The sequence below is a fragment of the Neobacillus drentensis genome (assembly GCF_021560175.1).
GTDB classification, from domain to species: Bacteria; Bacillota; Bacilli; order Bacillales; family Cytobacillaceae; genus Neobacillus; species Neobacillus drentensis_A.
The window spans coordinates 3,757,630-3,782,118 of sequence record NZ_CP091110.1; the positions used below are offsets into that span (position 1 = coordinate 3,757,630).

Genomic DNA, 24,489 nt, shown 5'->3' on the forward strand with positions numbered 1-24,489 from the left:
CTAGTTATTATGACTTCGCTAATTCTTTTACTTGTGCTTCACGGTCTACATCATCGCGTCGACGATCACCCCAATAAGCGGAACCATTTTTTAAATATTCTTCATACGTCCATTTCACTGGTTCCCAGTCTGGCTCGAAAATTAAATAACCGTTTGTAAAGATTTCAAGACGTAATCCGCTTCCTGGATCTTTTACGTAAATGTACATTGCTTGAGAAATACCATGTTTACCAGGACCAACGAATTGTACATCTGCTTCGCATAAAATATCAGCAGCACGTAGTAAGTCTTGTGAGTTGTCTAACCAGTAAGCGATATGGTGCATTTCGTTTGGCTCTTTTGAACGAGATGTAGACATGATTGCTACGTCATGTACTAAATTTGTTACAGATAACCAGCTTGCTACTGGTACATCGTCTGGATTTACGAAATATTCGCGTAGCTTGAAGCCTAATGCTTCTTTTAAAAACTTTACAATCTCAGCGTTGTCGTGAGAAGTTTGTAAGTTTACATGATCGATCCGGCGTGGAGATACACCTTTCGCCCAAGATTTATAAGTTTGGTTTTTAAGGACTGATTTACGAGATTCTTCAGCTGGTGTTTTTTCCATATCGTAGTAAAGCTCGAAGCGGTGACCACTTGGTAATTCGAAGCGAATCGCTTCCCCTTGCGCTAATTCTTCCCCTGCTTCTATCCAACGAACTTCTGTACCAGCATCTTCCAATAATTTTGCGAAAGTTACGATATCTTCGGGCCGTTTTGTGCGCCAGCCGATGTGATCGATGTAAGAAGTTTCACCAGCTGTAATGGATAAGGTATGGTGTTCGAAGTCACCCCAAGCTCGTAAGTAGTGTACACCATCTACAACTTCTGTTTCTTCTAAGCCGATTGTATCGCGGAAGAACCATAAAGATTTTTCAAGATCTGCTGATACTAAAGCTACGTGTCCTAATTTTGCAATTTCCGGTGCGTAAAGAAATTTTTCCATTTATATTCACTCCATATTTAGTTACTTTTTTATATTAGAGGACATGTGAAATCCACTCTTTATTGGAAACAGTTACAAATACTACTATTATCCTTGAATGTTTGTATTAACGCCGAATAAATGTCTACCGTAACCTAAAATGCCATCTTCATATAAAGAAGTAATGTGTGTTGCGATTGCCATTAAGTCACGAGTGAATAACTCTACGGGGTGACCTTTTAATAATGCGTGTCCACCCAAAGTAAGAAGTGATTTTACGCCGATTTGTGTACACTTATCGATAATCATTGCACGGATTGCTTTATATTTTGCCCCTTCGTATGGACCGCCTTTATCTGCCTCCATCATTGCGATATATTCATTTAATAAGCTTTTAGCAGAAAGCATTTCAAGCTTTAACTCCGAAAGTACGCGCTGGCTCGTGGGAGAATCTTTTTCGTTTATTCCTGAGAAGCGTACGCGGCCTGCTGTATGCTTTTCAAATTCATCAAGTACACGCTCTGCACCACCAACCGCCATCGCTGCGAATCCTACATAGAAGCCAGGGTAGAATGGTGTGTTGTAGTATAAGTAGTCTTGGTCGAACTCTTCATATGGTGGTTGGCTCTTTTCAATAATTTTATTAAAGCGTAATATGGCATCAGGTTTAACGAAAACTTTATCGACGATTAAGGTATTACTGCCTGATCCACGAAGACCAAGCGAATTCCAGGTTTTCACAACTTCTAAGTCAGATACTTTTAATAAAATACCTACACGCTCAGGTCTGTCGTTGTCTTCGAATTTCATCATTGCGCCAACGCCAACCCAATCGCAGTAATTGATACCGCTTACAAAGTTGTACTTACCTGATACGATATAGCCGTCTTCAACTGCTTCTACTTTGCCGATTGGTGCAAAAACGTCAGCTACGAAGCCGCCTTGGTTAATGACTTCATCGCGAATGTGCCTTGGATAGTAGCATACCCAAGAGTTGTGCACGGAGAAGAAGTATGTTAACCATGAAGCCGATAAATTGTGGTAACCAACTGTACTTACCATATCAACGAACGTGCGCCAATCAAGTTGTGGATAGCCAAACTCTTTCGGTAAAATTAAACGATGAATTCCCTCCTCGCGGATAATATCCGCGATGCGTGGGGATATGGTCGAGTTTAGATCCGCTTGGATTGCTTCTGATTCTGCAGCTTCACCGATACGCTTTGCTTTTTGGATAATTTCTTCATAAGTCGCTTTATTTTCAAGTACTGTTACCATTTGATCATTCCTTTCAAAAATAGTTATTGTGCTGTAACGGCTTGATCTTTTTCCGCTGCTAAAAAATCGGTGACAAGTTTGTTCACTATTTCTGGTTGGTCAGTTTGTGCTTGGTGACCGCAGTTTTCGATATATTTAAAATGAATATTCGGTAATAACTTCTCAAGCTTATACCCTGTCTCAACTGGTGCAACAGTATCTTGGTTACCCCAAATAAATAAGCCTGGTATTTTTAATTTTGGGAAAGCATTTTTAATGCAGTAACGATCCCAAAGCTTTGGTTCTTCATTCATTCTAGCTAAGTAAGCATCGAACGCTTGATTGGATTCTTTTATACCTGGGCGAGTTGCTGCTTGATGACGTAGTTGAATGAGTTCTTCAGGAATGACTGTGTCTTCACTTGAATTGCGATACATAAATTTACGTAACGATTCTTCTGTATAGTCGTAACCAATCACTTCTAAGAAAGAACGCATCTTTCTTTCTGGTACTTCTTGCATTGCTTGATAAATGGTATTACTGCCGATATAAACCACCTTATTCACTTTTTCAGGATGGTCAATTGCATATTTAGCTGCAATGTATGCACCTTGTGAGTTGCCGACAAGTGATACTTCATCTAGGCATAATGCTTCAATAAAATCATGTACATGATCAACTAAGCTTTGATGACCATTTACCGGCCATGCGTGAGGGCGTGCATCTGTGAAGCCCATTGATAATTGGTCTACTGCGTAAGCTCGGAAACCAGCTTTTGCTAGTGCAGGTAACATAAGACGCCAACCCGCTGCGCCGCAAGCTCCAGGTCCTGCACCATGTAGTAAAATCACAGCTGGTCCCTCTGTTCCGGCCCAGGAATAATGTGTACGCACACCGTTTGCTAATACGTAACTATTATAAAATCCTTCAAATATTGTCATTGATTTGCTCCTTTGTATTGGTTGTTAATTTCTGTCTTGAGTATAACTGTTAAAAAAGTTAAACATCATAGCATTTTTTATTGAAAGAATAGTAAAAATCTTTAAAATTTATTGAAAAATAATTTTTGTTTTTGTAATATGGGAAATAGAAAATCAAAGGGGATGAAATTTTAATGAGTGAAATAGCATTTGATTCTAATGAAACCAAAAATATTTTAATGTCGGCAAATGCCTTCCACACATTAAAAAATAATTTATTTAATAACATTGGCTCCCATAAAACGAAAGGCTTTTTATTCCGATTTGGCAAAGAGTTTGGGATGGAATCAGCAAAAAATTTGCTCCAAAATAAAAACTCGATAAATCCTGTCGGTAAAAGACATTCGCGTTTAGGTCACGTAAAAGATGTTATTTTTATGGGGGAAATTGTACGCCATCCGGACGGTACAATTGAATGTATCGATACGTGGGGACAATGGGTGGAATCATTTGAAGCAGCACTACACCTTAAAAATTACGGTTTAGCAAATGAATGTGTTTGTCATATGTTATGCGGCTTTGCGAGTGGTGCATTGACATATGAGTTTGGCGAGTCAATTATTGCCGTTGAGTATAAGTGCGTTGCGAAAGGTGATCCATGCTGCGAGTTTAAAGTGCGTTTGGAGCGCGATTGGCTCAAAGAGAAGGAGGATCTTATTAACCTCTATCAAAATGATAACATTCTATCCGAGCTTGAAATGACATATGATTCCCTTTTGCGCCATAAGCAAATGCTCGAAAAAATTTCGATATTTCAAGGTCAACTTACGAAAAAAGTAACAGATAAGCATTCGCTGGATGAAATTGTGCAGGCTGCGTATGAGCTGTTGAACATCCCTATTCTGATTGAGGATATTCACGGCAATTCGTTAAGTCAAATTGGTTTATCAGAAGAACAGCAGCTAATCATAACAAAAGATAAGGCAAAATTATCTCATTTTGTCGATAAACACAACGTTTCGCATTATAAAGGCGCTAATTATTGGAAGTTGACGGCACCTGCTCTTATTAATAAAAAAAGTTATGCCACTTGTTCGTTTTTTTACTTTGATGAAAAGCATATGGATGAAAACGACCACTTATTTTTAGAGCGTATTTCGACAGTCGTGGCTTTATGTATTTTATACGAGGAGGCACAGTTTGAGGAGCAACAACGTATGCGCAGCTCGCTATTAGAACGCTTAATTCATAGTCGAAATATTAAAGATATCGAATCTTACTATAAATTTTTACCCTTTAAGTTTCAGCCGCCGTTTTCTACAGGTATTATTAGTGTGAAAAAGAAAAAGAAAAATCACGAAATTATTGACATTCATGACCAGCTAACAGAACTGTCTAAGTTAGCCAAGGAGTGGGATTTACCTTGTATTTTTGCCGTACTCGGGGAAGAAATTGCTCTCCTAAACTCACTAAATAGCGATAAACAAGGTTGGCAAAAGAAAATCACAAAAATTTTCCAAAAGATGGAGAAGCAAAATAGGAATTATAATTATTCAGTGGGACTCAGCGGGACATTCAGCAACTTTAAAGATTTCGAACGATCTCTACAAGAGGCGCGTGTCGCACAGCGCTTCCCTAACCAAAAGCTGCTAACAGATTACGAAGATTTAGGAATGCTTGGGGATATCGTAAAGAACATGAGTAATGAACAGCTGCATGAAATGGCGAAAAAGACGTTAAAAGACTTATACAATTTCAATGATCCGCGTAAAAAGGAATTGTTGCACACTCTTTACGTCTATTTATTAAATAGCCAACGCTTAAAAGAAACGATGGATGAGTTGACGTTATCAATCGGCGGTATCCAATATCGGATAAAGCAAATTGAGGAGCAGCTGCAAATTTCACTAAAAAACGCATCAACAGCAGCGTACACTTTATTAGTTATACAGGCGCTAATATTGTCTGATAGCTTAAACTTTGAAGAATTTGCGCGATAAAGGACAAAATTATTTTAATGTAATACTTAAATGTTTGGTGCTTCCATCCAAATGGAAACGATTTCTCGGGATATATATTTTGAAACAAAAAAGACTGTGGACAAACTCTCTATTCCAGAGTTTGTCTACAGTCGAATCCATGTTGTTATGGAATAAACCCACGTTATATTTTATTGCTCAATAGCAACCTCTAAGTTCATTTGCTCTTCTTCAGCAGTACGAATCGCATCTTCTTTTTCAGTTCTAGTAATTTTTAATTTACGTGTAGCTAATATCACGATTGCGGTGACAACATATAAACTAACGATAATTAACACCCCTGAGTTGAAGCCAGAGCGAACATTATCACCTGCAAGTGTAATTAAGTAACCAGTAATCCATGGACCAATTATACCAGCCATACTTGAAACAGATAATGAAATACCTGTTACACTGCCTACAAAGTTTTTCGGAATGACGATCGTTGTCATCGCGGCATTTAGCGGTAATAAGCTTGTGTTCATGACCAAGCCTAACCCTAAGAAAATACATGCTAAAACTGGTGAAGATACAATTGTGGTCATTGCGTAAGAGGCCGTACCAACAAGTAATACTGTAACTAATACACGGTCATAAGATTTAATAAGGCTTTTATTTTTCTTGAATAAGACGTCTGTAAATTTACCTGCACAAATTGCAAATACAGTACCGGTAATTCCCATTCCAGCGAATATTAAGCTCATACTTTGTGGCTGAAGACCCACGATTTTTGTTAAGTAAGTTGGTGCCCATGTAAGAACCCAAGTGGTAATCCACATTGATACGAAACCTACCACAAAAATGGATAATACATACGGGTTGATTAATATTTTTACAATATTCTTAAACGGTACTTCCTTGTTAGAGTCTAAAGATTTTACATCTTCGACCAGTGGCTGCTTTGGCTCGTCTCTCATAAAGAAGAAGAAGAGTGCCCATGCAAAGCTTGCTACCCCTAACATAGCGAAAGTATGCTGCCAACCTAAGTTTGTAATCCCCAAAACGATAAGTGGTGCCGCTAAATACGTACCCACTGTTGTACCAGAAGTCATAATAGCTGTAGCTGTACCACGTTGGGCACTAGTGAACCATCGTGCAAGATGTACTAGACAAAAACCGAGCGTCCCACCCTCAAAGAAACCTAAAACAACACGTAGTAAAATTAAGTGTGTTAACGTTTCTACAAAATAAGCGCTTGCTAATGAGAGTGTCCAGCCAATCGCAATCATCATTAATAAATATTTTGAGTTGAAGCGATACGTCAATGTACCTAAAATAATACTTCCGACAGCGTATGCGGCGAAGAAGCTGCTTCCCACTAAACCAAACTGATCGTAAGATAAATTTAGTTCAGACATGATTGGTTCTGCGGCCAATCCTAAAACCGATTTATCCGTATAATTTAAAACAGATATCAAGAATAGAAATCCTAATACAACCCAACGCATGCAAATCCCCCTTGTATTCCCGTATTTCCCCATCCGATCATTTGCAATTTTACTGTTAACTTCCCCAAAATATTTCGCGGTAAATTCACGTCTCGTTTTTCTCCAAGGTGTTGTTAGCGTTTTCAATAAATTGTTAGGGTAATTTCTCACCTCCATTTTCTTTGTAAGAAACGCATGAATCTCACTATTACTTTTACTTTCATAAGAAAAATAATAGCTTTTGATGGGAAAATTCGGAGTACGAATCTTCCATGAAAAGAATTCTATTTGAAAAAAAAGAGATTGACAAGAAAAAAAAGATTGAAAGAAATTTGTGAATGCAAAAGGACAAAAGAAATTTCAAATTCCAAAAAGTGAGCGTTTTACATTTTGATATATTGATAAATCTGAATTTTCGTTAAAATCCTGGACCATAAATCCAATTTTAATTTCAAGTATAATTTATTGATTTTACCTGAATTTTCAATAAAAAGTAACATGATAATTTTACATAGACTCAATTATGATTAAATCATTCGATTAAGAATTGGAGGAATTGGGATGGATGATCGTTTATTTAGACACGCAATGGGAAAGTTTGCTACAGGTGTAACAGTTCTTTTAACGGAAAACGAGGGAGAAACACATGGAATGACAGCGAACGGTTTCATGTCAGTATCATTGGATCCGAAGCTTGTCTTAATTTCTATTGGACATAAAGCAAAATTTCTAGAGAAAGTTTCACAATCAAAAAAATATACAGTAAATATTCTAGCGGAAGATCAAGAGCATTATTCACGTCATTTCGCTGGGAGGCCTGGCGAATTAGTAGAATTTGAAACGTTAGCTGGGCTGCCGGTATTAAAAGGCGCTATTACTCAAATCGCATGTGAAGTTGTATCAGAACATGTAGAAGGCGACCATACCTTATTCATTGGTAAAGTAGTAGATTTACGTATTGCCGATAGGGATCCGTTATTGTTCTTCAGTGGTAAATATCGTCAATTGACGGCGGTAGAAGCAGTTAAGTTATAAAAGGAGAAATTGCCTATCGTATTTCTATCAAGCCAGGCATGATTGTTTTATCAGAAGCACTCTCAAAGGCTGTTACCTTTAAAACTGGGGATTCCTCCGAATTAGAACTTCGGTATTCCTGAAAAGGTAAACCGCTGACGTTTTGAAGGAAGTAGCAAGATAAAGGAAAAAGGAGAGAATCGCAATGAGGATAATCTATGTGAATGCTAATAACTTACAAGAGATTAGAAAATCATCTCCTAACGCAGCAATGGCGCTCGGTTATTTTGATGGTGTGCATCTAGGACATCAAAAGGTTATTCAAACAGCTAAAGAAAAAGCAAAGGTACAAAACTTATCACTAGCGGTTCTCTCTTTTTTTCCGCATCCAAAAAGTGTGTTATTTCCAGAAATAGAAATCTCATATCTAGAGCCAATAGAACAAAAAATTGAAAAGTTAGAAAGGCTCGATGTAGATATTTTTTATATCGTAGAATTTACAAAGGAATTAGCTAAAGTAGAAGCGAACGATTTTTTAGATGATTATATTATTGGTTTGAATGCTAAGGAAATTATTTGCGGTTTCGACTACACATATGGAGCAAAAGCAAGAGGTACTGTTCAAACACTGGCAGCTTATGCGGATACACATCAAGTTGGCTTATCGGTTGTCGATGAGCTAAAGTGGAACAATCAAAAAATTAGTTCGACTTTGATTCGGAAACACTTATCAGAACGAAAGCTTAGTGAATTACCCCATTTATTGGGGGGCTTTTATAAAATTAAGTATTGTCAAAAAAATGGTATTCTGCCGAATTATTCATTACCCAATATAGGTAGTTATAAAGTGTTGATTGAAGATCAACATTCTTTTATTGAGTGTGTTGCAACTGTAAAGTGTAAAAAATATATTCAGATTCATCATGAAATGTCCACCCTGCCCAATTTATTAACGATACAATGGGTGGATCAATTCGAAACAATCCCAGCGGTCAGCGTTAAGTAATCAATCAAAACACTCGGTTTCTCTCGGTTTAACCCCACCCTTCTTTGCATTAAATCTTTATGATGAGTACTTCCTAGCTTTCAGGTTGAACCTCGGTATTCATCAGTAATCCTGCCTAGAGGGCATTTTAAGCGCTGGACGTAAAAAAACGCTTTCAAAATGAATATTTTAAAGGCGTTTTTTTAGCTTTTTTTAAGGTATTTACCGCTTTACAGAGAAAATCCTCGTGGCATCGCGTTAATTACTAAAGAAGTCCTTGGACATTTATACTCTGTCGCACGCAATTGGCGGTGATTCCATCCAACCTTTTTCAATTAAGAGATTCGTACCGTCGTCAACAAATAAGCCAATGTTCATCAGAGTTCTTGCATATAACATATCTATATCCCTTCTTGCCGTTACCGCTAGAGAGTTTCCAAATGCCCTAATCTTCATTGCGAACATGTCTACTTTATGGAATAGCATGATGCGATCCGAAAACGGAGGGTAGGTGTTCGTTGTAACCAAATGGTCTAGGTACGACGGTGCTTGCATGTGTTCATGGTGAAGTTTCTCCATATACTGTTTTACAGCTTTATCAGTCATATCTAGTCCTCTCTTAAACAAGGTCTTAATCTTCTCATCTTGAACAATTTGATAAAATCCCAATAATAATGCCTTACTAGTTGCGTTATTTTCAATGTTATCATAAAGATGTATGATTTCTAATGCCTGTAAATGCCGGACATCTCCCATAAAACCATTTAAGAAACTTTGTTTTTGTATCTTGATAATTCCTTCTGGTGTAGGAATAATAGGAGGTTTTGCAATTAATCTTTTATCCATTAAAACATTATTAATTTGCCCTAACAGAACGGTTGTACATTGATTACAATAAACAAAAAACTCCCTTATGTCTTCTCTCATCATTAATGGGACTGCGACTGCGTAAAGGCTAATACCTGCTTTTGCAGCATATTTTAAATAGTGAGCGTAAAATTCATCTGCGTATAAGCGGGGAGCCCCCAGGTTTACATCATCTTTCGTAAATCCATTCGGTATAGGAAAATGATCTTTATTAAAAAATACTTCTATTCTCTCTACGAAATCTTTTGATAAGGCTAAACCATTTTCCAACAGCGCCTTAATCGCTTCATCGTCGCAGTGTTGAAGAAAATAACTTAAGATTTGAATGGACATACTGTTTCCCATATAGGTAGCCCAAAGTTTACCCATTTCAAAAGTAGTTAAAGGTTGGGACTCATCTAAATCTTTGGGGCTTATATTTAGTGGCTTTATAACGTTCATTGGATTTAGATCTTTTTCGGTGTTCATCATTTATCTCCCTTTGTATCTTCAGGAAGAAACAATTTAGATTCCTCCTTAAAATTAATTAATCTAATTCATCTTTTAAACCCATTTTATTTATGTAAAATTAATGCAATCTTACAAGTTAATCTCTCCAACTTCACCAAATATATGACAATAAAAAATTTTTAACCAAACAAACTTGAAAAGGAAAATAATTAAAAGGCATGAGTCCATTAGATACCTGGCTCATGCCTCAAAACTGCAAAATGATAGAATCGTTAACAATATGGGGTGACATTTTTGATACCAAGCACTTGTGACTTTACTTGGATTTTACACACTATACTTAACATTAGAATGTCATACTTACATTGTACTGATGTCGATCACAAATCGGTACTTCACATCCGAAGCTAATACACGTTCATAGGCTTCGTCAATTTGGTCAGCTGTAATGACTTCTATCTTAGGAACTATGTTATGTTCCGCACAGAAATTTAACATCTCCTGAGTCTCACGGATGCCTCCAATCATTGAACCTGCAAATGAGCGGCGATGACCGATGAGAGAGAACACATTTAGTGACAGTGGTTCTGCTGGCGCACCGACGTTGACCAATGCCCCATCCAGTGCTAGCAACGAAAGGTAGGCACTAATATCAATCTTAGCGCTTACTGTATTAATGATAAGATCGAACGTACCCGCCAGTTTCTTAAACGTCTCTGGATCGCTTGTTGCATAGTAATGGTCGGCTCCTAATTGCAAGCCATCGTCTTTTTTCTTCAATGATTGTGACAGAACGGTTACCTCTGCACCCATGGCATGTGCAATTTGGACAGCCATATGACCAAGACCACCTAAACCAACAACCGCTACTTTCTTACCTGGACCAGCTCCCCAATGGTTTAATGGAGAATAGGTTGTAATCCCTGCGCAAAGTAATGGTGCTGCAGCATCAAGCTCAATACTATCAGGAATCCGGACCGCGAAGTCTTCCGTTACCACAATGTGAGTTGAATAGCCACCTTGGGTTGGTTCGCCGTATTTGTCAACACCAGCGTAGGTAGGAATATTTCCATTTAGACAGTATTGTTCTTCTCCCCTACGGCAATTCTCACATTCACCACAGGAGTCAACCATACATCCGACCCCTGCCCGGTCACCGACCTTGTACTTTGTGACCTCAGTGCCTACTGCTGTAACAATACCGGCAATCTCATGTCCAGGCACAAGTGGATAGTTCACGGGACCCCATTCGCCATGAGCAGTATGGATGTCAGAATGGCATATACCTGCATATTTAATTTCAATCAGAACATCATGCAAATCAAGGTCTCGTCTTTTAATTTCAGCAGCTCGAAACGGTTTGTCTGGACCGTCTACAGCCCGTGCTTTAGCAGTTATCATAATAAAAAACCTCCGATAATTTGTAGTTTCAAGAGAATGGCTTGTAGGTGTATGAATGAAGAAATCAGGTTAATATTCCAATTCATTGCCTACTAATCTTACTTTTTTCTCTGCAAAACCATGTTAATCCTTATAGTTAACTCTAGGTCAAGCGATTTGTATAGATTCCTTTTAAGATCTCTGAACTTCACACAAAGACCAAGGTATACTCTCCATGTAAGGTGACTTTGACATTAGGGGAATACCATGATAAAATCTCCTGAATCATAGAGTTAACTCTAAGTCTATCATTAAGAATAGGAGAAAATAATGAAGACATATTCTATTAGCGAAGTTGCAAAAGAATTAAATCTAACCGTCTATACCTTGCGTTACTACGACAAAGAAGGTCTAATTCCTTTTGTAGAACGGACAACCAGCGGAACACGAGTGTTTAAAGAATCCGATATCGAGGCTTTAAAAGTAATTGAATGTCTGAAAGCTACCGGGATGCCTATAAAGGAAATTAAAACGTTCATCGATTGGTGTTCTGATGGGGATTCCACACTGCAACAACGATATGAAATGTTTTTAGACCGGAAAGCCCATGTTGAAGCACAAATGGAAGAACTAAAAAAAGCGATGGAAGTCATCAATCATAAATGCTACTATTACAAGACTGCATTAGATGCCGGAACGGAAGATATTCATAAAAACACTAAAATAGGAATTTCGAATTCTAATTAACTTAAGATAGGAGAAAAAAATGAATGCCTTATTAATAGGAGCAACGGGAGCCACAGGTAAAGACTTGCTGGATTTACTATTAAAAGACGATTCTTTTGATCAGGTAGATATTTTTGTTAGGCGTGACCTGGCAGTACAACATGAAAAATTAAAGATACATGTGATTGACTTTACTAAACCAGATCAATGGAAGCATTTAGTCAAAGGCGATGTTTTGTTTTCGTGTTTGGGTACTACCCTTAAAGAGGCAGGAAGTAAAGAAGCTCAATGGAAAGTTGACTACGATTATCAATACCAGTTTGCTAAATTTGCCAAAGAAAACCATGTAAATCATTTTGTCTTGGTATCTTCCGGTTTTTCTTCTTCTAATTCTCTCTTCTTTTATACAAGGATGAAAGGTCAGTTAGAAGAAGCTGTAAAGGATTTAGACTTTCCAAAGTTGTCTATCTTTAACCCGCCTGTGTTGATCCGAAAAAATAGCGATAGAACAATGGAAGTTGCCGGATTGAAAGCCATACAGTTATTTAATAAAATAGGAATTCTTCAGTATCAAAAACCTTTGCCGACAGAAATATTAGCTCAAGCTATGATCAATTCCTCCCAATTAAAGGAAAACGGCATTTTCAGGATAAAGGGCAAAGCTATTTGGAAATGTGCGCAGCAAATAATAAATGAATATTCAATTGAACAAATCTTATGTCAAACAGCCCCCAAATAAAGGCTGGCTTTTGCAAGAGAAGCAGGGATAAAGCTTTAGTTTATTTTTGTTTAAGCTTTGTAACTGAGCAATATACAGTTTGCCATTTATACCATAAAAAATCATAAAAAAAAAAGCTTGCAGTTAACAAATCGTCTGCAAGCTTTATCTACTTTTATCGATTCTTCTATTCTGGTTTAGAACCAGCGATAATGGATCGGAATTCATAACTTCCGGATTCAAGTTCATAGACCGCTTTACCATCTTTAAACTCGATAAACTTAACTCCCTTTGCCTTAGCAATTAGCTGTCCGCTTTCCTTAACAGTACTCACATTATTTGTAGGAATATAAAGGGTCGCAGTCGTATTAGCCGGTACGGTCGCATAATAGGTCAACGTTCCATTTTTAACTTCCCATTCACTTTTAATCTTCCCATAAACGGAATCGAACGAGCCTTTCGTCCAGGTGATTCGCTTATCATTATCAATGGTAGGCTGAAGAATCGTGTGCTTGAAACCAGGATGGTCCGGATCATTGGAGATACCTGCCATTTCATCATACATCCATTCACCAATAGCACCGTATGAATAGTGATTGAACGAGTTCATGCTTACATCGCCAAATCCATCTTTAACCGAGTAAGAATTCCAGCGTTCCCAAATGGTTGTTGCACCATTCTTTACGGAATAAAGCCAAGATGGCATTTGATCCTGCAATAGCAGCGTATAGGCCAAATCAGATTGTCCGATGTTCGTCAGCAGAGGGGCAAGTACATTCACTCCGAGAAATCCTACAGATAATGTATTCTCCGCATACTTTACTCGGGAACTATCAGGATGTGCAGCCTTATATTGATCATTATTACGAATATTATCGACTAGCAGCTTAATCATCTGTTGTTTTTGATTTTCATTGTCATAGAATCCGAGCTTCAAAGCCCATAATAATGAAGTTTGACTATTATCTTCTCTTGGATAAAAGGCAATTCCAAAACCTTCTTCACGCGATGATTGAATTGTTAAGTTCCCATTTTCATCTACTTTAATATGGTTTCTAATAAAGGCTTTCTTAATATTGTTAAACAGTGTCTCATATTTCTTTACATCATTGCCCTTGCCAAGGGCGGTAGCCATTTGTGCCATTAACTTGGCATCATAGGCGTAGTAGGCGTCGCTCATTAACATGTTATTTGTTCCCTGGAACGCTAACCAGTCACCGAAAATACTGCCAGGTCCCCGGTAGGTTTCTCCGGTTTGGTTATACATCATATCCATGTATTTCTCCATGCTGTTGTATGCCTTATTAATTAACGTCGTATCTCCTGTCATTTGCCAATGGGTCCACGGAATAATAATCCCAGCATCTGACCACCCCGAGGTAGCGGGAGCCCTTAAACCGAACGAACTAGCCGGTACTGTTACTGGATACGAACCGTTGGCAGATTGGGCGTTAACCATATTATCCGTAAAATTCTCAAAGAAGTTGTAGGAATCCATATTATACATGCCAGTCTTAGCAAATAATTGGGCATCCCCCATCCAGCCAAGACGTTCATCCCTTTGTGGGCAATCCGTTGGAACCCATAAATAGTTACCGCGTTGCCCCCACTTGATGTTGCTAATTAATTGGTTGACATCTTGATTGGAAGTCTCGAGTGTACCTGTCACATCCACTGCCGATGTCGCAACCTTACCAGTCACATTATCTAATTCGACCGTGGCTCCCGGTGTTAAAACAGAAATTTCCACATATCTAAATCCAAAGAAAGTTAAGGAAGGCTGATAAGTTTCTCCTTCTTCACTGCCCTTTAGTGTGTAGAAAAGGGAAGCTTTTGCAGACCGAAGATTTGCTGTATAGATGGACCCTTTTGGACCATCTGCTCCTGCACTGTTGTCGTTAAGGATTTCGCCGAACCGCAACTTAATTTGAGTTCCGGCTTTCCCCTTTACTGTGATGCGTGGGATGCCCACCATGTTTTGTCCAAGGTCATAGATTACTGTATCGCCAGTTGCTGAATTCACCTTATAATCCTTCGCTTCGGAACGAGTATTTACGGATCTAGAAGTATCTATTTTGATTTCACCTTTACCGTTTTTACTTGATTCTTGATTTATGACACCGGTAGCGGTAGTTACTGATATCGGTGTTTGGTCAAAGCTGTCTACGATTTGTGCAGGTGTGCCATTATAAGATGTGATTGTTGCAGCCGGGAATGCTTGTTTGTATTGGTGTTCCTTTACGCCTTTCCACTCTGCGTCATCAAATCCATTGTTATTCCATCCGGTCATTTCCTTGGTTGCATCATAAGTCTGACCGTCATATATATCGTCTGCCAAATATGGACCATTATTGGTAGCTTTCCAGCCGTTCGTATCGGTAACAATCGTTTGGGTGGATCCATTTTTGTAGGTTACTTGCATTTTCGCCAGCAATCCAAGATCATTTCCCTTTGAATTGTAATAGTTAGCCCCATCAGAGATCCTACTGTTGTACCAGCCATTCCAAGCACTGCTGCTAAAGTGACACTGTTTTTGCCTTGGAGATAATCTGTTACATCATAGGTCATATAATTAATGTTTTTATCATAACTAGTCCAGCCGGGTGCGAGCAGCCCATAAGCTGTACTTCCATCCCCATTCACGATGCCTAATTTTTTCCCGTTAATAAATGCATCAAAAACGCCCAGTGACGAGATGTACAGACGAGCGCTCTTTATTTCACCCTTAAGAGGAGTTTCTTTCCGTAACATCGGTGCTCCATTCTTCACCGAGTCGTCTAAGGATATCCATTTGGCTCCGTCCCATCCTGCTACTCCATCTGTACTTAATAGACCAGTTTCAAAATAGGCTGGAGCTGTTTCAAATTTTTTTCTTCCTTATCCCATACATTAACCGTCCAATAATAACGGGTGGAAGCTTTAAAAGCTTTACCTCCATATTCAACCGCATTAGATTCACCGGAATTTACTTTGCCGCTATTCCAAATATCTACAGAATCCGGTGTCAGCTTATTCGGGCTGGTGGCAACAAGTAATTGATAGGCTGTTTGTTTTTGACCCCGAAGGTTTGAGAGCATTTCCCAACTAAATCGTGGTTTTTGTAAATCAATTCCGATTGGATTATTTCGATACTCCACTCTTAAATCCGCTACTTTGGTCTCATTTATGGCCTGTGCGGCTACACTTGAGCCAGCTGCTTCAGCCTTTTGAATAGGTAGACTAGTACTTATGATAGTTGGAATGAACAGAGTCATCGCCATGGAAACATGAATAGCCAACCGCTTTGTTGATCTTATTTGACTTTTGCCCATATGTACCTCCTCTTAAAAATCTTTCCTCTGTTTGATACATTGGAAAAGCTTATAGGTGATACGAAATCTGACCCTATAAGCTTTTCCTTTCGTGACGCACTGTTTCTATTGATTAGTAAACACTCTTCCATTGAGCGATATTATCCTTATCAAACTTAAATGGATCACCTAGCATCACCTGTGTTCCATCACCATCTTCTACAATGGTCTGGTCACCCTGGTTTCCTGCTGTAAACTTATCTCCCACTTTTCCAGTAATTTTTCCCTCTACTAAAGCATTTGCCGTAAACCCTGCCACATATCCTACATCAATTGGATTCCATAAATACATCCACGGACATACACCGTTTTCAATATAAGTAGCCATTTCACTAGGAAGCCCTAAACCAGTTAATTTTACTTTTCCTACAAGACCCTTGTCAGTCAGAACTTTTCCAGCAGCAGCTATACCTACGGTTGTTGGAGCAATAATCGCTTTCAGATTTGGATAAGACTGTAATAATCCCTCTGTTTCAGATACACTTTTATCCCTTAAGTCGTCACCGTATGCTACTTTTACTAGTTTAATATCTTTATATTCTGGTTTTTGAAGTTCTTTTTTCATCACTTCAATCCATGTATTTTGGTTTGTCGCTTGAGATGTTGCACTAAGGATGGCAATTTCCCCTTTGCCGCCAATCATTTGCGAAACCCCCTCAATTAGCGCTCCGCCAATTCTGTCAGGGTTGGCCTGGTTCACATGGACCTTTCGGCTTTTTGCATTTACGGCTGAATCCACTGATGAAACTTTAATTCCTGCATTCATTGCTTTCTCAAGCACAGGCTGAAGGGCGTCGTTATCATTACCTGCAATCGTAATGGAATCTACCTTTTGATTAATTAATTGCTCAATGATTTGAATTTGTCCCTCTGCCGTCGGTTGATCTGGTGATCGCAGAATGACTTCACCGCCTGTTTCTTTGATCGCATTTTGAAACCCTTCCTGCATCTTTTCCCCATAAGGGTTACCAGTATTTTTAAACACAAAGGCATATTTCTTCGGTCCGCTTTTCTCAGAAGTAGTACCTTTTGAATCTGATTTTGATTCTGGTTTTGAAGTGGTCGCGCTGCACGCAGCCAGAATCGAGAAAATCATGACAATAGAAACACATAATCCCCAAAACTTTTTCATTCCTTTTCTCCCCTTGATTTTTATTTGTTTTATATACATACAGTTTTAATACTGTAATGTAACCTATTGACCGGATTGCTTTTTAACATTTAAAAATTGTTTTATCTTTATTTTTGGAACAGCAACAGCAAAAATGAGTAACAGACCCACTATAATTAGTAAAGTTTGCGACGATAGATTGACCAATCCTAAACCATATTGAAGATACCCAATAATAAAAATGGCGATCATCGTACCGATCATTTTACCTTTTCCTCCAGCCGTACTAATCCCGCCTAATGCAGCCATGGCAATCACATCTAATTCATAGCCTGTTGCAATATTTGGTCTTGTACTTCCCATCCTGGAAGCCAAAAACAAAGCCGTAACGGCGGCTGTAAACCCCATTAACGTAAACACAATCAACTTAATTTTATCGTTTTGAACCCCGGAAAATCTGCTGGCCGTTGAGTTGTTTCCGATAGCATAGATTTGTCTGCCAAAAGTGGTTTTATGAAGTAATACAACAAAGAAAACAGCGAAAATAATAAAAGCGATAAGAATAATTGGTATGCCATTTACATATCCCCATCCAAGCAGTTTATACCAATCCGGGAAATTCCCCGCGGCCTGATCCTGGAGGATAATATAAGCAATTCCCCGGTAGAGAATCATTGTACCCAAAGTAACAATAACAGCGGATAGTTCTTTAAACTTGACGATTAAAAGCCCATTGATAAATCCGCAAAGCGATCCAACAGCCAGACAGACCACAATAGAAAGGCCCATCGGCAGACCCAAATGATTATAAGAAACAGCCATTAGGACGGAAGATAGGGCCACCGTGGACCCCACCGATATATCAATGTCACCCAGAATCATAACCAAGGCCATTGGGAAAACCATGAAGGCCTTATCTAAAAAGGTCATGGTTCCGTCCCTTAAATTAGAATAATCTAAAAAATAAGGAGATAGGCTGGTATTGATAAACATAACGATTAATAAAATGAGGACAAGCATCCATTCCCACTGAAAGAAAAAGGTTTTTAATGAGAATATTCTTTTTGAAACGATTTGCCGGTTGGGATGTTCCTCTTGAATGACCGTTTTCTGCTCCATCGTTTTAGATTTTCCTCCTTAAGAGATTATTTCGATCCACGCCTCTCTTCACTAAGGTGTTAACGACAACAGCTACGAGGATGATTGCTCCCTGGATGCTGGATTGCCAAAACGGGGATACATTCAAAAGAGGCAAGGCATTATTTAATACTCCAAGCAGGACCGACCCAAGGATGACGCCGGAAATTTTGCCTGCTCCCCCGGCAATGCTTACTCCCCCAAGAATACAGGCAGCAATCACGGTTAGTTCATATCCGGACGCGGTGTCCCCTTGTGCTGAAGCATATTTAGAAACCCACAAAACACCGGATAAACCTGAAAGCCCTCCCATAATGGTGTATACCATCATTAAAATCTTCGTTTGGTTAATTCCGCTGACCTTAGCCGAATCGGGATTGCTTCCAACGGCATAAATTTGTCTTCCTGTTCTGGTGTGATTAATAAAGTAATAGAAAACAAGGTAGATAATAATGGCAATAAAGATAAGCGTGTTAATCCCTAAAATTTTCCCAGTAGCGATCCCAACAAAGCTTTTAGACATTTGATAGGAACTGACCCATTTCCCACCGCTAATTGTATACGTTAACCCCCTGAAGATATTCATCATGGCTAGGGACGCGATGATGGGCATTAGGCCAATCTTTGAGACCAAAAAGCCAGTAATAATTCCGCAAATGATTCCAATAACCGTTCCAAGTAAGATCGCCAATAAAGGGCTTAAATTTGGGTGCGAACTAATCGTTTGAGCGGTAATCATTCCTGAAATAGCGATAACAGCTCCGATGGATAAATCAATTCCTCTTGTAATTAGTACCACCATCATACCGAGTGCAAGGATGCTTAGAATGGCCGTATTGGTAACCAAATCATTAATATTTTCTATTGTTAAAAATCTGGGGCTTCGTAATTGAATAAGGACCGAAAGCAAGAGTATAAATAGGAGTAGTCCGAGCTCCCTAAACTTAGAGATCTTAGCTGAAAAGGAAACTTTCTCTACTTCCTGCCGCGGGTTTCTTGCTTTTTCCAGAACTCCTTCTGGCATGATGCTCACCTCTTTCTTCTAATCTTCCTTTATACGATTATCTGCTTTGACACATCCATCATCGCTGCTTCAAGAATCGACTCCTGTGTCGCCTGGATTTTATTTAGGACTCTTGTCACCCTTCCTTCGCGCATCACAACAATATTGTCACTTAGCCCTAAAATTTCAGGCATTTCCGAAGAAATCATAATGATCCCATATCCTTGTGCGGCTAGGTCGTTAATAATCTCATAAATCGCTGATTTTGCTCCTACATCTACCCCTTTCGTCGGCTCATCGAGAATTATGACATCCAAATCAGCCGTTAATAATTTGGCAACTGCCACTTTTTGCTGATTTCCGCCGGATAGAGAACTGGCCAGATCAAAAATACTATTTGCTTTTACATTTACTTTTTCCGCCAGGTTCTTAGCTATCTCTGCCTCTCTTTTTACGTTTAGCCACCCTTTTTTAGATAATCTTTTAAGTGACGGTAATGAGATATTTCTGCCTATATCCCAATCAAGTATTAATCCCTGTAGTTGACGATCTTCAGGCAAATAGCCGATACCCATTTCCATCGCTACTAGAGGATTTTGAAGTTTCACTTCTTTCCCCTTAAAATAGACTTTACCTTTATCGATAGGACTAATGCCGAAAATGGCCTGGGAAACCTCACTTCTTCCTGCTCCAACCAGCCCTGTTAAGCCAAGGATCTCTCCTTTATGCAAAGTGAATGAAACATCGGCGAAATATCCAGTCTTACCCAATCCCTCTACTCGAAGTACTTCACTTCCAATGGTCGATTTCTTTTCTGGAAACACCTGGGTAATCTTTCTCCCCACCATTGCCACAATTAGGTCTTCTTTTGTAATCGCATTTACTCCCCATGAACCGATATATCTAGAATCTCGAAAGACCGTGACCTGGCTTGCTAGTCGATACATATCTTCAAACCGATGAGATATAAAGATAATTGAAGCCCCTTGGTCTCTTAATCCTTCCGTAATCTTATATAACTCCTCACTTTCCCTCGCAGTAAGGGCCGCTGTTGGTTCATCCATAATAATAATTTTTGCATCGGTTGAGATGGCTTTGGCAATTTCCACAATTTGCTGCTGAGCAACACTTAAAGCCCCCATTTCCATCTTTGGATCGATGGTTGAACCCAAACTTCTTAATAATCCTTTCGCTTCCTCATGCATTTGTTTCCAAAGCAATCGCTTTGTCCCTTTTGCAATTTTTTCATGTCCCATGAATATATTTTCCGTCACACTTAAATCCGGATAATTAGTCACATGCTGATAAATAGCGGCAATCCCCTTGTCCTGAGCCTCTTTTGGGTTATTAAATTCGACTTTTTCACCATTTAAAAAAATTTCTCCCTCCTCCGGTTTGTGAACTCCCGTTATCACTTTAATGAAGGTGGATTTACCAGCACCATTTTCCCCCATTAATGCATGAATTTGCCCCGGTTTTAACTTAAAATGAACATGTTCCAAGGCTTTCACACCCGGAAATATTTTGGTAATCCCCCTTAATTCGAGTACATATTCGGACATTTTTTCAACTCCTTGTGTTTCTATTTGGACCTTATGGTTCAATGAACCTCTAATTAATACGCTGAAGAAAAACGTCTATTGAGTCCGCTTACATATAGGGTACTTTATCTTTCATCCTTAGAAAAGGAGACATCTTTCGGTTTAGGGGGATGATTTTCGGCAATATTCCAAAAATTAAAAAAACCTCCTGAACGGAGGTTATTTCAAATTCATATTTGCTTTTTCCTTATATTTTGACGGAACTTCCCCAAAATGCTTTCTAAACAATTTACTGAAGTACTTCGTATCCGTGTAACCAACTAGTTGTGAGATATCATATATCTTTAAATCGGTGGATAAAAGCAGATCCTTTGATTTTTCAATTCTAGCTTTCGTCACAAAGTCTAATACCGTCTCACCGGTTTGATTTTTAAAATATTCACAAAAATAAGTGGGGTTCATATGAATAATTTTGGCAATCTTATCAATGGTGATATTATTTCCTAAGTTCTCCGTAATCCATGTTTTTGCCGTATCAATAGGATTAATGGATTCATGTATATTCTTTTCTTCAAAAATTTTAAGTACTTTATGCATCCAGGTCGTAAGATTTACCTTTAATTCGATAAAGTTCAGAGATTTCCTAGTCAGTTTAAGTGCTTCCTGAATTAAATGAAGCTCGTCTTTTGCTACTGACTTTGTAAGTAGCCGGTTGATCGTTTGGATGGCCAACACTTGGATACTCTTTTCGATATCTCGCGGGGAAGGAAGCTTTTTCAGTTCGGTAAGGTAATGATTTAAATGATGAAAAAGTTCTTCCCTCTTTAAAGGATCAAGTGATTCTACCATTCTCGTAATGGTAATCTCTAACTCCTTAGACTCTTTTATCTTCCCCCTTTCCTTAAGAATATTTTCTACCAATGAAAGGGTATAAATTTGATTTCCGCCATAAATCAGGCGGAATTGCAGCAGCGCTGAAAGGCGATCTCTTAAGGCGGGAATAACAGCCACATCATAAAAACTTCTGCTAAGTGCGATGGTCGATGTCAGGTTCGTTCCTGCTTTTATGGCGGATTGCAGCCTTTCAGCTGCCAGTATTTCTTGTAATTGGTCAGCTTCTTTGTTGTGGATTAAGATCCAAAACGAAGCCTCATCGCCTTTCCAAATCCAAGATAAGTTTTTAGTTGCTTCATTAAAACCTTTTAATACATCCTGAAGCCTCTTTTCAAGCTCACCACTTTGGAGTGCGTATAAATCTCTCATTTGATTAAAGTCAATGGAAATATGTAATAGGTAGTATATCCCTTTAGGAAAGTCTTTCGTCCACTCCAATTCAGCAAGATCAATTTCATTTCCTCTGATTAGTTCGCTTAGCATTTGGGTCTGCTTAACATGACGGAGTTGAGTGTCGATTATTTCAACCTTTTTTTCATTTGCCCAGTTTTCTAAAATCCTATCTTTTATTTTCCCAAGCTGTTCTCGGAATTCATCTCGAATTAACGGTTTCACCATATAATCGAGCGCTCGTTCGCGAATGGCTGTTTGCAAATAATGAAAGTCGTTAAAGCCGCTAATTACTACCGCTTCAAAAGATGCTCTGTTTCTCATTTCTTTTATAAGTTCCAGCCCATTCATCCCCGGCATTTTAATATCTGTAATCAATAAATCGAAACAAATGTTTTCTTTTTCATATTCATTTATCAATTTAGTTCCACTGTTATAGCTCCCAACAATCTCAAATTCTTCCCCGCAAGATAGGATTAACCTTTCAATTCCCCGTCTGATTCGATTTTCATCGTCTACCACAATGGCTTTGATTTTTCTAGTGTTCACTCTCCCCGCCTCCTTCAACCTTTCCCAGATTGTCCTGCATCATTAATGGAATAGAAATAATTACTTCAGTGCCTTTTTTCATTTGACTATTTATTTGCAACCCATAGCCCTTTCCAAACATCATTATTAGCCGGCCATGAACGTTAATTAATCCAAATTGGGAGTCGCGCCTTGCCATTGGGTCCGATTCAAGGTAGCTTTTGAGATCAGAAACAACTTTTTCAGGAATTCCAGGACCGTTATCGATCACGCGAAAAATCACTTCCTCATTTTTCGTTGAAACGTTACCAACTCTTGAGATAAAAATGTTGATTTTAAAATCCTGTTCTTCATCCAGTCCATGTTTAATGGCATTCTCAACAATCGGCTGCAATATAAACTTTGGCGTGTAATATTTTTTAGGATCCATTTCTTCATGAATCGAAAATTCAATGCGATCTTCAAATCTAAATTTTTGAATCGTTAAATAATCCTTGATATGTTGGACTTCCTGGTCAATTGGAACCGTTTTTTCTTTATTACTTATGGAAAATCGAAGCATGCGGCCAAGACGGGAAACCATTTCTACCACCACATCATCTTCCCCTTCTTCTACCGCCATACCAACTGTTTCAAGGGTATTGTACATAAAGTGTGGATTTATTTGCGATTGCAGAGCATATAATTCGGCTTCCTTCTGTTGTAATTTAATTTGAAAATTCTGTTTTATCAAACTATTAATCTCATGAACCATTGAATTAAAGCTTTTCGCAAGAACTCCTACTTCATCGTTGCCATTGATTGGGAGATCGACATTAAAGTTTCCCTTTTCCACTTGTTTCATTAATTTTGTTAATCGGTTAATGGGTCTCGATACACTCCAGGCAAGAATAATAGAGATGACTGTACTTATTAGAATGACCCCCAAAAATGCAATGATGGTAGCTTTTCGGACGAGATCCGTCCTTTCAGTCAAATTCTTCAATAAAACACTATGAGTCAAAATCCATTGATTCGGACCTATCCTGCTGATACTTATCAATTTATTTTCCTTTTCCCTTGTGGTTTTAAAACTTCCATTAATTTTTGGATAATGGTTTAAATCCACATTAGTCTTTCCAATATCGTTGGGATTTGTATCGTAAACAATTTGTCCATTCGTATCCATAAGCGTAATATCTGCTTTGTTAACGGCTTCCAAATTATTTACTATATTTTTAACAAAGGTTAAATCGACTGCAATAAAAATAGTTCCTAATTTCATTCGATTCTCTGTGTCCGTTATTTGCTGCAGAAGCAGAATATAGGGGGGATTATTTTTAAATTTCAATGTGATCTGATTGGGAAAGATGATTTGTTGTTTGCCTTTTAAATCCAGATCTTGTCCAAATGGCAAAGCAATACTTTCAAAACCTGTGTATTGGAGTCTCGAAGCGGCAAACAGCCTGTTTTTTGATAAAATGAAAACCCCAAGGATATCCGAATTTCCACCGTTAATATAAGTGTTTGTCAAGTAGCTGTTAACCAGAAACTTATCTCGTAATAAGGAAGAATTGTTTTGATATGCATCTTTTCTAAGGATTTCAATCACTTGGTCTGAATTATAGAGAAGGTCTGGCAGCTCCCTAAATTCACTGATATGGTCATTGATTCGCTCATTCGCCTGATCCAATACTCTTGGAATATACTCTCCGACCTGCTCTTCGATTGACTTTGTATATTGGTTATATCCAATATAGCCAATCAATGAAACTGGGATTACCGTAATCAATAGATACGTAATAATCAGTTTATTCATTAAACGGT

General features: G+C 38.5%; 20 protein-coding genes. 5 read left to right on the forward strand and 15 right to left on the reverse strand.

From position 1 onward, the window contains the following. Positions 1–7 precede the first annotated feature (7 nt). The 3 genes from L1999_RS17535 to L1999_RS17545 form a co-directional block, all read right to left on the reverse strand. Positions 8–988 carry a VOC family protein gene (locus L1999_RS17535; RefSeq protein ID WP_235739728.1) on the reverse strand — a complete coding sequence of 327 codons (981 nt, stop codon included), beginning with the start codon at positions 986–988 and terminating at the stop codon, positions 8–10. A gap of 87 nt (positions 989–1,075) precedes the next feature. Further along, positions 1,076–2,245, reverse strand: coding sequence for an acyl-CoA dehydrogenase family protein (locus L1999_RS17540; RefSeq protein WP_235739729.1), 1,170 nt, complete (start codon positions 2,243–2,245; stop codon positions 1,076–1,078). Positions 2,246–2,268: 23 nt separating this feature from the next. Beyond that, a complete protein-coding gene (locus L1999_RS17545; RefSeq protein ID WP_235739730.1) occupies positions 2,269–3,117 on the reverse strand; it encodes an alpha/beta fold hydrolase in 849 nt (282 codons plus the stop codon). A gap of 221 nt (positions 3,118–3,338) precedes the next feature. On the opposite strand from L1999_RS17545, the gene L1999_RS17550 reads away from it, so the two are divergent. Further along, positions 3,339–5,144 (forward strand): V4R domain-containing protein, encoded by a 1,806-nt coding sequence (locus tag L1999_RS17550; protein ID WP_275677027.1) that lies wholly within the window; start codon positions 3,339–3,341, stop codon positions 5,142–5,144. Positions 5,145–5,314: 170 nt separating this feature from the next. Here the strand turns inward: L1999_RS17550 and L1999_RS17555 are convergent, their stop codons facing one another. Further along, positions 5,315–6,610, reverse strand: a complete 1,296-nt coding sequence (locus tag L1999_RS17555) for an MFS transporter (RefSeq protein WP_235739732.1) — start codon at positions 6,608–6,610, stop codon at positions 5,315–5,317. Positions 6,611–7,150: 540 nt separating this feature from the next. Between L1999_RS17555 and L1999_RS17560 the strand changes: the two genes are divergently transcribed. Further along, positions 7,151–7,624 carry a flavin reductase family protein gene (locus L1999_RS17560; RefSeq protein WP_235739733.1) on the forward strand — a complete coding sequence of 158 codons (474 nt, stop codon included), beginning with the start codon at positions 7,151–7,153 and terminating at the stop codon, positions 7,622–7,624. Positions 7,625–7,808: 184 nt separating this feature from the next. Next, the gene (locus tag L1999_RS17565) at positions 7,809–8,609 is read left to right on the forward strand and encodes an FAD synthetase family protein (protein WP_235739734.1); all 801 of its coding nucleotides are present in this window, start codon (positions 7,809–7,811) and stop codon (positions 8,607–8,609) included. Positions 8,610–8,873: 264 nt separating this feature from the next. Here the strand turns inward: L1999_RS17565 and L1999_RS17570 are convergent, their stop codons facing one another. Further along, entirely contained in the window at positions 8,874–9,923 is a 1,050-nt protein-coding gene (locus tag L1999_RS17570; RefSeq protein ID WP_235744384.1) for a DUF3231 family protein, read from the reverse strand. Between the two features lie 342 nt (positions 9,924–10,265). Continuing rightward, positions 10,266–11,306 (reverse strand): NAD(P)-dependent alcohol dehydrogenase, encoded by a 1,041-nt coding sequence (locus tag L1999_RS17575; protein WP_235739735.1) that lies wholly within the window; start codon positions 11,304–11,306, stop codon positions 10,266–10,268. 309 nt (positions 11,307–11,615) lie between these two features. On the opposite strand from L1999_RS17575, the gene L1999_RS17580 reads away from it, so the two are divergent. After that, complete coding sequence (locus tag L1999_RS17580) at positions 11,616–12,032, forward strand: MerR family transcriptional regulator (RefSeq protein ID WP_235739736.1); 417 nt, start codon at positions 11,616–11,618, stop codon at positions 12,030–12,032. A 19-nt stretch (positions 12,033–12,051) separates the two neighbouring features. Further along, entirely contained in the window at positions 12,052–12,750 is a 699-nt protein-coding gene (locus L1999_RS17585) for an NAD(P)H-binding protein (RefSeq protein ID WP_235739737.1), read from the forward strand. Between the two features lie 166 nt (positions 12,751–12,916). Here L1999_RS17585 and L1999_RS17590 read toward each other — a convergent pair whose 3' ends face one another. From L1999_RS17590 to L1999_RS17630, 9 genes are all read right to left on the reverse strand, one after another. Next, positions 12,917–15,151 (reverse strand): family 78 glycoside hydrolase catalytic domain, encoded by a 2,235-nt coding sequence (locus tag L1999_RS17590; protein ID WP_430539975.1) that lies wholly within the window; start codon positions 15,149–15,151, stop codon positions 12,917–12,919. After that, complete coding sequence (locus L1999_RS17595; protein ID WP_235739738.1) at positions 15,142–15,480, reverse strand: alpha-L-rhamnosidase N-terminal domain-containing protein; 339 nt, start codon at positions 15,478–15,480, stop codon at positions 15,142–15,144. Before L1999_RS17595 ends, L1999_RS17590 begins: the two co-directional genes overlap by 10 nt. A gap of 74 nt (positions 15,481–15,554) precedes the next feature. Continuing rightward, positions 15,555–16,040 carry a glycoside hydrolase family 78 protein gene (locus L1999_RS17600; protein ID WP_235739739.1) on the reverse strand — a complete coding sequence of 162 codons (486 nt, stop codon included), beginning with the start codon at positions 16,038–16,040 and terminating at the stop codon, positions 15,555–15,557. 112 nt (positions 16,041–16,152) lie between these two features. Next, a complete protein-coding gene (gene rhaS, locus L1999_RS17605) occupies positions 16,153–17,211 on the reverse strand; it encodes a rhamnose ABC transporter substrate-binding protein (protein WP_235739740.1) in 1,059 nt (352 codons plus the stop codon). 63 nt (positions 17,212–17,274) lie between these two features. Then, positions 17,275–18,309, reverse strand: a complete 1,035-nt coding sequence (locus L1999_RS17610) for an ABC transporter permease (RefSeq protein ID WP_235739741.1) — start codon at positions 18,307–18,309, stop codon at positions 17,275–17,277. 4 nt (positions 18,310–18,313) lie between these two features. Next, positions 18,314–19,351, reverse strand: coding sequence for an ABC transporter permease (locus tag L1999_RS17615; protein ID WP_235739742.1), 1,038 nt, complete (start codon positions 19,349–19,351; stop codon positions 18,314–18,316). A 29-nt stretch (positions 19,352–19,380) separates the two neighbouring features. Then, positions 19,381–20,892, reverse strand: coding sequence for a sugar ABC transporter ATP-binding protein (locus L1999_RS17620; protein ID WP_235739743.1), 1,512 nt, complete (start codon positions 20,890–20,892; stop codon positions 19,381–19,383). Positions 20,893–21,090: 198 nt separating this feature from the next. Then, positions 21,091–22,704: a response regulator transcription factor gene (locus tag L1999_RS17625; protein ID WP_235739744.1), complete on the reverse strand. Its 1,614-nt coding sequence runs from the start codon at positions 22,702–22,704 to the stop codon at positions 21,091–21,093. Next, positions 22,694–24,481 carry a sensor histidine kinase gene (locus L1999_RS17630; protein ID WP_235739745.1) on the reverse strand — a complete coding sequence of 596 codons (1,788 nt, stop codon included), beginning with the start codon at positions 24,479–24,481 and terminating at the stop codon, positions 22,694–22,696. Before L1999_RS17630 ends, L1999_RS17625 begins: the two co-directional genes overlap by 11 nt. Positions 24,482–24,489: the final 8 nt, after the last annotated feature.